The 12,982-nt window shown below is 53.3% G+C and carries 10 protein-coding genes; 4 read left to right on the plus strand and 6 right to left on the minus strand.

Features of this window, described 5'->3' with window-relative positions:
- Window positions 1-77: 77 nt before the first annotated feature.
- Window positions 78-1,349 carry a TIGR03118 family protein gene (locus C8R31_RS05930; RefSeq protein ID WP_107693131.1) on the minus strand — a complete coding sequence of 424 codons (1,272 nt, stop codon included), beginning with the start codon at window positions 1,347-1,349 and terminating at the stop codon, window positions 78-80.
- Between the two features lie 722 nt (window positions 1,350-2,071).
- On the opposite strand from C8R31_RS05930, the gene C8R31_RS05935 reads away from it, so the two are divergent.
- A complete protein-coding gene (locus C8R31_RS05935) occupies window positions 2,072-2,428 on the plus strand; it encodes a hypothetical protein (RefSeq protein WP_107693132.1) in 357 nt (118 codons plus the stop codon).
- A gap of 204 nt (window positions 2,429-2,632) precedes the next feature.
- On the opposite strand, the gene C8R31_RS05940 is transcribed toward C8R31_RS05935, so the two are convergent.
- From C8R31_RS05940 to C8R31_RS05950, 3 genes are all read right to left on the minus strand, one after another.
- Window positions 2,633-4,402 (minus strand): ATP-dependent helicase, encoded by a 1,770-nt coding sequence (locus C8R31_RS05940; protein WP_107693133.1) that lies wholly within the window; start codon window positions 4,400-4,402, stop codon window positions 2,633-2,635.
- On the minus strand, window positions 4,399-6,240 hold the full coding sequence (locus C8R31_RS05945; RefSeq protein WP_107693134.1) for an ATP-dependent endonuclease: 1,842 nt from the start codon (window positions 6,238-6,240) through the stop codon (window positions 4,399-4,401). The genes C8R31_RS05940 and C8R31_RS05945 overlap by 4 nt, the downstream gene beginning before the upstream one ends.
- A 445-nt stretch (window positions 6,241-6,685) precedes the next feature.
- Window positions 6,686-7,417: a hemolysin III family protein gene (locus C8R31_RS05950; protein WP_258192579.1), complete on the minus strand. Its 732-nt coding sequence runs from the start codon at window positions 7,415-7,417 to the stop codon at window positions 6,686-6,688.
- A 227-nt stretch (window positions 7,418-7,644) separates the two neighbouring features.
- Between C8R31_RS05950 and C8R31_RS05955 the strand changes: the two genes are divergently transcribed.
- The gene (locus tag C8R31_RS05955) at window positions 7,645-8,655 is read left to right on the plus strand and encodes a 2-hydroxyacid dehydrogenase (RefSeq protein WP_107693136.1); all 1,011 of its coding nucleotides are present in this window, start codon (window positions 7,645-7,647) and stop codon (window positions 8,653-8,655) included.
- A gap of 193 nt (window positions 8,656-8,848) precedes the next feature.
- Entirely contained in the window at window positions 8,849-9,814 is a 966-nt protein-coding gene (locus C8R31_RS05960) for a PEP-CTERM sorting domain-containing protein (protein WP_107693137.1), read from the plus strand.
- A gap of 75 nt (window positions 9,815-9,889) precedes the next feature.
- Here C8R31_RS05960 and C8R31_RS05965 read toward each other — a convergent pair whose 3' ends face one another.
- On the minus strand, window positions 9,890-10,996 hold the full coding sequence (locus C8R31_RS05965; protein ID WP_375136117.1) for a PstS family phosphate ABC transporter substrate-binding protein: 1,107 nt from the start codon (window positions 10,994-10,996) through the stop codon (window positions 9,890-9,892).
- 510 nt (window positions 10,997-11,506) lie between these two features.
- Complete coding sequence (locus C8R31_RS05970) at window positions 11,507-12,085, minus strand: hypothetical protein (RefSeq protein ID WP_107693138.1); 579 nt, start codon at window positions 12,083-12,085, stop codon at window positions 11,507-11,509.
- Between the two features lie 364 nt (window positions 12,086-12,449).
- On the opposite strand from C8R31_RS05970, the gene C8R31_RS05975 reads away from it, so the two are divergent.
- Entirely contained in the window at window positions 12,450-12,824 is a 375-nt protein-coding gene (locus tag C8R31_RS05975; protein WP_219907457.1) for a helix-turn-helix domain-containing protein, read from the plus strand.
- The last annotated feature ends 158 nt before the right edge of the window (window positions 12,825-12,982 follow it).

Here is a 12,982-nt window from a genome sequence, read left to right on the forward strand (position 1 = left end):
CCGGATCAAAGCACACAAAAGCCGGTAACGCCGGTCGATACACAAAGCGAGCGCGGATGCCCAAACGCCCAAACCGCTCAGACGCTAGAACGTTGGGAACGCCGCCTTGCAATCGAGCCGAGAAGGACGAGTCCGGCAATATACAACGCCCAGGTTTCCGGCTCGGGAATAGGCCCCGCCTGGATCCTGCCAAAAAGCCCCTCGGTTTCATCGCGCGGTCCAGCGGCGAAATACATCGCATCCGCCATGCCGAGGCTGGCACCATTGCCGAATTGCAATCCCCACAGGCCCTCGATCGATATGGGGTGACCTTGAGCGTCCCGCACGTAGTCGATGGCAGTATGGGTGGCAGGGTCGAACGCGACAATGGTACCGTCGCCAAAATTACCTACGAGCAGGTTCCCGCTGTAGTCGCCAAAGCCATCCGGAGCAAAAGCCACACCCCATGGCGCATTCAACAGGCCTCGATCATCCCAGGTATGAATCAAGGCGCCAGATGCATCAAACTGTGCCAGCCGCCCCAGTCCGGCGCCGGCGACTTCTTCACCTCCGAGAATATGTCCGGGTCGCGCCGGGTCCGCCTGCGTCTTGGCGTAGGGCACAAACAGGCTGTTTCCATCCGGACCGGTGAGCGTCTGAATGTTGAATGGCGCATAATCGCCGGGCTTGGGGGTCGTGGAAGTGGAGAAAGGATTGGCAAATGCCCCCGGCGTGCTCACCTCCGCGAAACTGCTGTTGAAACTCTGGATACCCGCGTTGGGGCCAAAATCGGCTACGTGGATGCGGTCATTGTTAGGCGCCATCGCCAGGCCGAAGTAATGCGAACCCGCAGACGACCGGTCCACCATGAGCTTGGCGAAAGCGGGGCGATCAAAACTGCCGTCCGGATTCTTGTGTTCAGTCCAGGCCGAAATGGTTCCGCTATCCGTCACAAAGAGAAATTTCGCGGGCTCGGTAATCGAGCCTTGAGTAATGGTGAACTGCGCGCCGGGGTTGAATACGACCCCGGTCGGTGTGCCCTGCGTAACAACCTGTCCTGTGGAAGGCCCTGGAACCGTCACCAGCCGGAGGTCGTCCGTGTACAGCCGCCGGCCCCCAACATCGCCTACAAACTGGTTCGACGTTCCCGCGCCGTTGCTTTCCACCCAAAAATGCCCGCCGAATCCGGCCGGACGAATTGCGATTCCCCACGCATTGATGAGGCTCGGGTCGACGATGCCGGCTCCGTAGGTATCGTTGCTCGCGACAAGGTTGGTCTGGACGTATGCAGTCGCATGGGCTGCTCCGGCAACTGCAAGCATTCCCGACAATAACCATGCCGGGGCCTTATTTGGTTTGAATATGTTCATTTTCTCCTCCCAAGGGGTAAATGAAAGAACTGATGAAAAACGAGCTTTGGTTTCATAACGCCTTTAATCCCATCTCCCATTCGCCGGTTAAGCCTTCCGCAACCGCAGTTGCGAAGAAAAGCTGATACCGTAGGCAGGGAGGGGCGTTCCGGCGGGAATATCACCAAACCCGGAGCAAGCTGCGTGACGGCAAGTACCGTGCAGAGCCGCGGACTTTGACCCTGCACTGGCCTGCCACCGCCGCACCGAGGCACAGGTTGAGCGATTCCAGCGGATGACATGTGCGAAGCAGTGCCAGAAAAAATGGAGACGGTTGCACAGCCATACCTCGCAAATTAAGAAAAAATCGGCTGGCTTACCTCGATAGGGCGTGCTGGCTGAAACACCGCTGACATACCATAACCCAGCGGTGACAAATCAACTGCTCTGTAACGTTTGTGATTTTTTTGTGAATCTAGACAGAAATGATTCGTATTAAAATAATAGACAATTTTGAGTGGAAGAAAAGAATTTATGACTTCATTTATGACTTCTTATGCGGGCAAATAAATATCCTGGCCTGCCGCTTCTGGTTTAAACGGTAAGATTTCGCAACGATATTGTTGCGGTTGTCTATACTTTCCCTAGGGCGGAATGCATTAAAACCGTTTATATGAAATACTCTTACCTCCAGTAGTGTTATTATCATTTTTTCTATTCAAATCAACAGGGGAGACAAAAAAATGAAATCCCGTACTGTTTTCGCCATCTTGGGTGCCCTCGCCTTAGTCGCCTCGTGCGCGCACACCGACCCACGCCCAGCGGATATGACCCCCGCTGAGAAAAGCGCAAAAACCAGGGCAGATCACATCGCGCTGGCCAACCAGTATGACGAAGTGGCGAAAGCGCTGCAGGCAAAGGCTGAAGCGGAAAAAGGGGAGTTGGGCGAGTATATAGAGCACGCAGCCTACTATGGCAGGCAAACAGAAGACCTGAAAGAACATTCCCAGGCGCTGATTCGTGACTATGAGGAAGCCGCCGAGAAAAACAGGCGGATGGCAAACGCTCATCGGCGCATGGCGGAGCAGGCGAGACAGTAAGATCCAAAAATTTGGCGCAACAAATAGCGGACCGATAAAAAGCGAGGGTTCTCGACCGCCGACACAGCTTTAGCTGTCCAGCTTTCGAGAATCAATTTCGCCTGTTGGTAGTCGCGAATTAATGGGGGAGGGGGTTACTGGTAGATTCGTGGGTTCGCACTGCTCTGTACCAACGGATCGCCATAAGGGTGAGCGCACCCGCCCCTACGTTACCTTCCGAATACTTGTAATCAAGGTAGATTCGTTGTACGCATATGTTAAGTGAATTTGCGTCTTTGCGCGTGTGACACCGACGTAAAAAAGCCGCACTGCTTCTTCTAGTTGCTCTTCGTTTTTATAGTCAAAGGGATTTGGGAAAGCACTGTCTTCTAGGCCGATCATGATGACAGCCTCGAACTCCAATCCCTTAGAACTGTGCAGTGTCATTAGGTTTATTTGATCGGGGCTTTTACCATGATTCCCAAAAATCTCAACGGTAAACGCCTCTAAGGCCCCGCCCTTTGCAGAAGCCGTAATAAGAGCAGCCAAGTTGTCTTTTTCGTCCGCGAGCCAAGGCTCTTCACTTAAGGCCTCATTGAGCACGCTATCGCGCAGGACTACGAGCCAGTGATAAAGGGTAATGGAACTGTCCCGATGAGCAAACAAAATGGAGATCAGTTCTGTTCGCTCGGCCAACGCGTCTCTCTCTCTGATCAACGACCGGCGCATTAGCCGCCACGCTTTGAGCAATTGTGAGAGGGTCACGGTCCCCGTTTCCCACCCCCCTGAGCACCATTTGGCGGCGTCAATTAGCCACTCGTTTAAGCGGGATCGTTTGATAGGTGATCCGTTGTCAAGACGGAAATAATTTAAACCCAACGCGTCGGCAACCTTAGCAATGGGAGTACCCTCATTCAGGGTCCGATAAAGCAACGCGATGTCGCCCGGCTTCCACGTCGGGTTCGCTTCCAGCATCGCCGGTACGACGGTTCCCAATACATAGTTTGCTTGATGATTAATATCGCACTCGAGACGGTGGATGCATATCTCACCTGGCCGCCCATCATGGGACTGCGATTCCGCAGGACTTACTAAAAGCGTCTTGGACGCAGCAATGATTTGGTCTGCACATCGGTAATTCAGCTTGAGGCGTATAGACTCGACATTTGGCAGTTCCCCCAAGGCTCGTAGCAGGCTAGGCTTTGCCCCGGTAAATCCGTAAATAGATTGGTCTGGATCGCCGACAGCTATAATCCGTACCGCGGCTGCATTCATCAACGCCATCACCATGCGGTGGAGTGGCAGGCCAAGGTCTTGGTACTCATCGATAACGATAATAGGGTACTTAGCTTGGATAGAGCGTCGTATCCATTGATGATTCTCGACTAGCTTTAGACCAGCTAAGACGAGTCCGTCAAAGTCGACAAAACCATGAGCGAGAAGGAGTGCTTCATACGCTTCCACGACGGCCGTTTCCCGCCGGCTCCAATTTCGCCATTCAATGCTCTCTTGATCAAGAATGGTTCGCCTCAACCTATCGCAAGCCGTGCGAAACCAAGTGGGAGCATCACTTCCAAGTACCTGGGAATACGCTTGGCAAAATAATTTCCTTGATTGAGCTGGCGATGCCACTACAAGTGGATCAGGTATCGCGATGCCAGCCAATGCAGCATAGGGCAACACTAGTTCGCTAAGGCAAAAGGAATGTACCGTCGAGAGGAGAAGCCGGTCTCCATCTTCGATATCCAGTTTTCTCAAGCGTATCCTTAGCTCATCAACACAGGCGTTGCTAAAGGTAATACATGCAAGCCGACGCGGTCGTCGTAAATCCTCATGAAGAATCCTCGCAATCTTTATCGTGATGGTTTTAGTCTTGCCGCTACCCGGCCCCGCGAGGATGACACAATTCCCATCCGTCGAATAAGCGCTCCATTGATCACAATTTCCCCGAAGCTCCTCAGCGGCCTGAAGATATGAAGACGAAGCAATCTTCATGTTAGTTTTGCTTTCAGGTAGGCTAGCGCCAGTTGGATATACGGTGGACAAACATCCACATTATTGGCGATAAGGACAGATGCTAAGCGCTGCGCGACGCGACCTTTTCCCAGCGAATCGATATCCTTTAGAAATTGTTTTGGGTTGAGCGTACCTGGGTCGGCGGATAGAGCGTCGAATCGCGCCTTCATTTTCTTGTTGCTCGTCAGTTCCTTAATAGCTTCTGCAAACTCATTTGCAGCCCCAGCCCTGAAGAGATCAATCTCAAATGTGAAATCATTCAGGAAAATTCCATAGCCCTTGGCCGTTTCTAGTATCTCTGTGGACGACATGTTTTGCCGGTCATCGTTTGGGATCAAGTGATTTATTATCTGGTTTACGATCCGGCGCTCGCCGTAACTGTCACCCACAGCATCGTCATCTGGGTCCGCATCCTCTTGGCTAACATCCTCTACTTTCGGGTCAAAATCGGTGAGTACGACGAAAGGAATGTCCAGCGCGTTCGGCCCAAGCAACCGGATGTAAGGAGAGAAATTGGTTCCCGCGATCGAACAGACAGTAATACCCATCGCGTCGAAGTCCAGGGTCTCGTCGTGCAACCTGGCAAGCGTAGGCAACAGGAATTTTTCGGCATCACCTTCCACGAGAATCACAGCCTTAGAAAAGAACAGTTCACCTCGCGTCACATCAATGTAGCGCTCCAGGTCATCGCGTTCGTTATCCTCCAACTCGACGCCTTGCAACGAGCGCCCTATGGTATGCCCTAGCTGAGTAAGATGACGCAATACGACGACATTGGAAAGCGGCGCCACGCTGGCAATGTTCGGGGAATGAGTGGTCAGCAAGATGCTGCGGGGTTCAGGATCGCTGCAAGCATCGCCTTTGGCCTGTAGGTAGTTCCGGTAAATGAGTCGCTGCAAGTGCGGATGCAGATGAGCCTCGGGTTCTTCGATAGCTAGAAAGGTATGTTGACGTTCTCCCTCTTCTACCAAATACTGATGTTCCAAGTGCTTAAGTGCAAGATAAAGCACATTAGCCGAACCTAGGCTCGCTTCTGCCACACCCCGTCTCCCACCGTCGATCATCATCTGTAGAGCCCTGAGCAAGCGATCTGGCTCAGTTGGCGCGAAGCCGAGTGCCGTTTCAAGTCCGTGCTTGTCACCTACCATTGTGGTGACCTGTGTGTTGACCTTACCAATGATTGTAGCGAGTTCGGGTAAAGCGGCAATTTTCGAAGTCGTCTCATGAACCTCGCTAGCGATCGTCTTCAAGGTGACTGGGTCTACCGACTTTGCCGCCCGGTCGAGCAATGGGCGCAGTGGTGAACGCGACCACCGAGCCAGATCGGATTCGGCGTCACGCAAGGCGGGAAAGAGGTCTAGCGGCATCCAGCGACGTAAATCGTACCCGATGGCGTTTTCGGGTCGGTCGCCACCGAACAGAAGAAACTCGTAGTCGGCTTCGCTTCTTGGCCCGCTTTCAAGCCCAGGAATTGGCTGAAAGCGATAGGTAATCCGCGCCACCATTGGAACCGGCTGCACAAGGTGATCGGCCAGTATCGCCAAGAGATTTTCGTTGTGCTCGAACTCGCGGAACTCAACCCCGATCTCAATCCTATCCGTAGGAGTTAATGGCCGCGGTAACCCATCCCAAAAATCATCAATCCGGAGGCGGCGCATAGAGTCTGGCAGCGATGGATCAAGTAACAGACGGAGGGCGAACAGCAGGTTTGTCTTTCCCACCTTATTTTCGCCGAGCACTACAGCATGCTGTCCGAGCTGCACATCGAGTAATTTAAAGTTACGAAAGTTATTGATAATGATTCTGCTAAGTCGCATGATATTTTTATTTATTTACGTGTCAGTGCCACACCGCGGAAAATACATACGGCCGTATCCTACTTCCCCCAAAAACTCGTCCGATTACAGTTTAATCATGAGCTCTACAGATCAGTACGTGGTCAATCCGCGCGGTAATCATCATGGTAATCTTATGAGCTTTGACTGCTTTAACCCATTGGACCAAGGTACAGTCCGGCTTAATGATATGGTAGCGCTTCAGGAAGAGTTTATCCAATACGGCTGAGAAAACATCTTTCTCATCGGGATTAACGGCGCGTCCCCTGAAATTCCAGAGGTAATGAAGTTGATTTTACTAATAGGAAGGGAAGAACAAACAAGCAGTACATAACTGAACATATGTAACTCGTGGCATCGTGCCACCGGGCTTCGAAAAGATAGTATTCACATGCCTTGAGGCGCTCGACTCGGTTGGGCCCGCGCCTCAACCCGCATACCATAACACCGCGAAGTAATGGCACGTGGTGCCGGCTATCACGAAGAGATGCCAGATAAAGTGGCCGTAACGCAGTCGCGAATCGCTAGCGAAAAAGGCTACACCTGCCGTATACGACAGACCTCCCGCAAACAGCAGGAGCATACCCGGCGCAGGGACCCTCGCAAACAGCGGGCCAATAGCGATCACAGCCAGCCACCCCATAAGAAGATAAAGACCGGTGGAGAGCATCGGACGGGTTTTCTTTCCGAAGACCTCCACGACCACGCCGGTTAACGCAAGACCCCACACCATCCCGAGAAGGGTCCAGCCCCAGACCCCCTTGAGCACGCCCAGTGAAAATGGCGCGTACGTGCCGGCGATGAGCAGAAAAATGGCGCAATGCTCGAAGACCCGAAAAAGACGCTTTGCCTCGCCTATGCGCAGCCCATGATAGAGCGTAGAGGAGAGGTAGAGGATGATCATTGTTGCGGAAAAGAGATACACGCCGACAACGAATCCGGCATCCCCATGGCTTGTTGCGTGGATGATGAGAAAAGGCGTCCCCGCAAGTGCGGCAACCAGAGCGATGCCGTGGCTGATGCTGTTTGCAATTTCCTCCCCCCGGGACTGATCACGCTCGGGGCCGGTGAACCACCCGCGCAGTCCAGTTTTGGGGGCTGAACGGTTGCTTTCGGACTGCTGCGTCCGGACTGTTTCAGGAAGGCGGAATTTCATCATGGAATGCAATCATCGTTGTGACATAATTGTGGTGATAGGCACGCTCGCCCTGATACTTTGGCTCTGTCAGGCGCTGGCTCATTCACTGGCTGGTTCACTTGCCCTCGGCTCCCTGGATAAAATCGTCACACGCAATTTGGGTTTAAACCATCCGGTTCTGATTTTCAAGCTGACCGCGCAAGTGGCAGGGACGGCCAGTTCAAGGAGACCAGCATGGCGAGGCCATCATGAAAGTAGCTGTTTGCAGCGCTCAGTCGTACGACCGTGAGTTTTTGCTGGCGGCCAATCGCGACTTCGAGCATGAACTGGTATTTTTTGATTCGCGCCTGAGCGGAGAGACGCGGCAGATCGTCGCTGGCTTTCCTGCCGTGTGCGTATTCGTGAATGACACGCTCGACGCCGCGGTGCTGGAAGCCCTGGCGGCGCAGGGTACGCGACTGATCGCCTTGCGCTGCGCAGGATTCAACAACGTGGATATTCACGCGGCGATCAGGCTTGGGCTTCGCGTAGCACGGGTTCCCGCCTACTCGCCGTACTCAGTAGCCGAGCATGGCGTCGGCCTGATGCTGTCACTTGACCGGCATCTTCACCAGGCTTATAACCGGGTGCGCAACGGCAATTTCGCTTTGCACGGGTTGCTCGGCTTTGAACTGCGCGGCAGGACGGTAGGTATTGTCGGCACGGGGCGCATCGGTACCGCAGTCGCCCGCATATTGCACGGTTTCGGTTGCCGCCTCATCGCCTGTGATCCGCAGCAAAGCGACGAATGCCTGCGCCTGGGCGTCGAATATGTCCCGCTGGAAAAACTCTACGCAGATAGCGATATTGTCACCTTGCATTGCCCCCTGAATCCTCAAACGCATCATCTGATCGACACGGAGGCAATCAGGCGCATGAAGCCCCGCGTAATGCTGATTAATACCAGCCGGGGCGGGGTGATCGATACGGAAGCGTTAATTGAGGGGCTGAAATCTTCGAAAATCGGCTGTGTGGGACTGGATGTGTATGAACAGGAAGGCGACCTGTTTTTCCAGGATTTATCGGATCAGGTAATACAGGACGATGTGTTTGAGCGTTTGCTGACCTTTCCAAACGTGCTGATTACCGGCCACCAGGGGTTTTTCACTGCTGAAGCGCTCTCCAGCATTGCGCAAACTACCCTGCAAAACATCACCGCATTCGAGCGCGACGGATTATGCGAGAATGAAGTAACGCTCGAATTGCTGCAGGGAGGCTAGTGCATAAGCCGCAACAGTCGCTGGACGTTTTCACCTCGCTCCCGAGACGCTCCGGTCGGGTTTGGTGTCTTTGGTTTATCGTTCCAGGATATGCCCTGGCCGCAATAAATTACGGTTCCGTGTTGCATCGAACAGACCGGCTCGCGTGCCGGCATCAAGCTTGATTGGTTTAAACATAAATCGGTAAAGGGCCATGAATCGACAAGGTAAACTCCTGTTCGCAACGCTGTTGATCGCGCTCGCCAGCACAGCTCATGCAATTGCCGTTGACCCGGATGGCGCCGGGCTTGATCCTGCCATGGATATAAAAGGCCTGCATTGGGCGCCGGGCAGTACCTTGATAACGCCCGTCGGTCGCGCATCAATATTTGCCCACCCCCTGGGTGACGTGTTCCAGCGTTACACCCACGCATCGCTAAGCGGGTTCGAGGATAGTCAGGGGACCAGCATCGGAAGTTCGGGGGCCGGCCGGTGGGCATTCATCGCAGGCTATCGTGAACAGGTAGTATCAACTGTCGGTAACAACGTTGTGCTGGCCACTGTTGGGGGGGGCGATAACTTCTTCAGGCTTTATTTCGATCCAACGCCGAATGCCAATTCGGGTAATGGGACGGGATATGGACCTGATGCCACAAATCCGGATGCGGTGCCAGTACTGTCAGGCGCGATTGACGCTTCCATAGGGCAAACGGCGATCTCTGCTCTCAGGGTGCCGCCAGGCAGTCTTGACACTTCAGGCAGCGATAATTACCCCAACGTGGACAGCATCGCAGCGATGGGGAAGGGCACGCTCGCAGTAATTATCGATCGTTTTGATATCAGCTATTTTCCCGAGGGATTCAGCCCGGGGCTGGGCCTTAATTTCCAGACCATGCTTGACCTGCCATTTTCTCAAACTGATCCATCGTCCTGCTTTAAAAACGGGACGGGCATGCTGATTAATGGAGGGGGTCCAAATACCCTGAGCGGACTGGAATGCGACATCAATACATTAGGAAACATCAACGGTATTGACGGAACAAACCTGATGCTCATGGCCGATTCATCTTCCTCTTTCACGCAGGTTGCGCCACTGCCGGAGCCTGCAACCCTTGCATTGTTAGGCGTGGGCCTGGTTGGCATGATACCGACGAGACGACAGCGCAGAGCGCGGCATTAGTCCTGGCTCGGCATTAGTCCTTGAAGCTGGAATTCCCGCAACTGGCTGGCTTTTGCTGTCTGATTTCCCCCCAGTTCAATATTGCTGATTCTCCTGAAGTCGGGCTTCCCGCCGCAGCGAATCATCCAGCATTAAGCCCATGTCGTCATCGAGCATGCCTTGAAAGCGTTCGCGCCGAAGCAGATCATCGATGGTGAGGCCGACTGGCAGAAAGCCGTCAAATACCGTACCCACCCGCTTTGTCTTGAAGATTTCCAGACTCTTGCTATACGCTCGGGGAGGCAAGGGGATATACCGGACCTCTCTCACCGCGGCAGATGCGTTCTTCATATAGAACCCGACAAACTCCTTGACCTCCGGTTTCTCCGCGGCCTTCATACTCACATAAATGAAAATGGGGCGGGACAAAGGCTGATAGGTCCCATCCTCCACTGTTTCCGCAGAGGGAAGCACCCCTTCGCCTGTTCCATTGTCGATCGCGACCGCCCTGATCTTGTCCTCGTTCTGCTTGTAATTTCCAAAGCCAAAGAAGCCCAGCCCGTTTTTATCACCCGCTACCCCTTGCGCCAGCATCTTGTCATCCTCCGATGCCATGAAATCGCGACGGCTCGATTTTGCCTTGCCGACAATGGCTCGGGTAAAGTAGTCGAAGGTGCCGGAATCGGCACCAGACCCGTAGAGCCTGAACGGCTCATTGGGCCATGCCGGATTGACCTGGCTCCACCGGGTTATTTTACCTTCGGCCGAAGGCTCCCAGATTTTCTTGAGTTCGGCCACCGTCATGGTTTTAGCCCAGCTATTCTGTGGATTCACTACGACCGTGACCGGATCAAACGCAACCGGCAGTTCGACGTACTCGATGCGCGCCTTATCGCACGCCTTTATCTCTCTTCGCTGTATGGGGCGGGACGCGTTGACGATATCGATTTCGCCCGCGCAGAATTTAGCGAGCCCGCCGCCCGTGCCGGAAATGCCAACCGTTACCTCGACAGCGCCCTTCTTCTCTTTCCGGAAATTTTCTGCTACCGCTTCCGTGATCGGATGCATGGTGCTGGAGCCATCAATTTTTATGATCGTCTCAGCGTATGCAATGCTAAAGACGCTGCCAGCGCCATCGCCTCCCATAAGCCCAACAAGTAGTGCCGCCGCGCCCTGCCATTTAAAGTTATGTGTTTTTAGCATTTCTTCCTCAAGTCGATCAATCTGACAGCCATCCCCAGTGCGGATCAATTTGCAAACCCCTGATATCGGATTGTGGACTTTTCCTGTTACAGTTTCATGTAACGAAGAAATTATTATGCCAGCCTGGCGATGTCCTCCTGCTGACGAATCGGATGGAAGCCATGAGTGATACAGCAACTGAAGAAGTATGGAAAAGTATTTCTACTACTATTGAAATGGAAATGGCGGAAGTTTCAGGACCGACCGGTTGGCATGGCGCGCAATGGACAAATGAAGGCAGCGAAGGAAGCATGAAGCAGGCAGGAAGACCGGGAGGCGCCGCACATCCCGATTCGTGTATCTCAAGATCCAACGTGCGGCAATTCCGGGCCTCCGGAAGCACGCGGCGGGCCCAACACCTTCCGCAGAATGATGCGATTTTGTATCCGGCTTTGACGGCCCCCTACTCAGCAGAGGGCTGTCAAAGGGGTTCTAGATTACAGCCGTAACCCGCACGATGCCGCGCAATTATCAGTCCCTCGAGGCCCGCCACTGCCGAACCCGCTTCGACTGCGTGATTTTGTACGCCAGCAGACTCAGCAGCATCAATGCGATGAGCGGACCGATTGCGGATCGGAACATTTTCGCGTAATTAATCATTTCCACCCGCAACGAGTACTCGTAACGCACAGGCGGCACGGAATCACCCGTGATGAAAACCGTGTAAAGACCCTTATCCAGGCTGGTCTCGCCTTTGATCACGCCGTCCGGATGATGGCTCGGGCGCAAATATGTGACGGTCTCGTCTTCTGTTTCGTTGGTACCCCTGACCACCCGCACCCCGATGGGTATGTCGCGTAATGCCGGGTCGACGAGGTCCACAACCAGGTAAGTATTGCCTTCCTTGGGTATTTCCGTACAGTACTGATCAGCAGGCTCGAATTGAGGCTGATAGGCGCTTAAATGCACCAGGCTGTTGTCCCCAAGACGGCGCACGCACGTGTCTTCCTCCATGGATACTTTGCCGTGTGCCGCCACTCCGCCACTGTAAAGCGCCGAGACAAGGACAAGAGCCAATGCGCCGGCCTGTATCGCTTGCTTGATTACCATTCGTTTACTCCTCTCGATTGATTTTCCTTAACGCCGTGCCTCGAACTCATGCTTTAACTATGCTCCATGAGGAGTCGCTGGTGATGGAACGAACTGCGAACTTTAACACCAGCAGTGCCATAACGTCTCCTCAATAAAGACACGGGTAAAGAGAAATGTGGGATGAATTTTCTACACCACTGACCGCTTCGCGTTTCCTCCATGGAAGCTGCAGCGAAAATGCTCTGTGTGAAAACAACGCTGTGTGAAAATAACCTTGAGCAACAGGTGAGGGCGAAGAGTTTACTCTCCTCGTTTATCGTTGCATAATGCAAGTATAATCTATTAATTGCACGTTGCAACCAAAATAATACGCCGGGGTAAAGTGGCTAAACCAGACCAGACCAAGCGCTCCTCCTGCCCCGTTAGCTGCGCGCTCGATATATTGGGCGACAAGTGGACGCTGCTTGTCATCCGGGACATCCTGTTCATGCGAAAGCAATACTTCCAGGATTTCCTGGAGTCGCCGGAGAAGATCGCATCCAATATACTTTCGGACCGGTTGAAGAAACTGGAAGAGTGCAAAATCGTTTTGCGGCAGCGCGATCCGGGCAACGCACGCAGGATCATTTATACCCTGACCGACAAGGGGTTGGATCTGTCGCCGGCAATTCTGGAGTTGTTACGCTGGGGCGCCAAGCATGACCCGGAGAGCAACGTGAGCGACTGCTTGATACAGAGCCCGAACAATGTTATCTAACTCGTTGATTACCATCTAATAATATATCAGATGGGAATAAGATGGAGTCAATGCGTACTTTTCGGTTCAAAAGTGCTGATTTCTCGAAATGATTGACTGGGCTGCCTTTCCGGCAGTGAACGAGTGTCCAGCTTGTCATCAATTTCCTTAATTTCTGA

Origin of the sequence: Nitrosospira sp. Nsp2 (assembly GCF_003050965.1) — a bacterium.
GTDB lineage: Bacteria > Pseudomonadota > Gammaproteobacteria > Burkholderiales > Nitrosomonadaceae > Nitrosospira.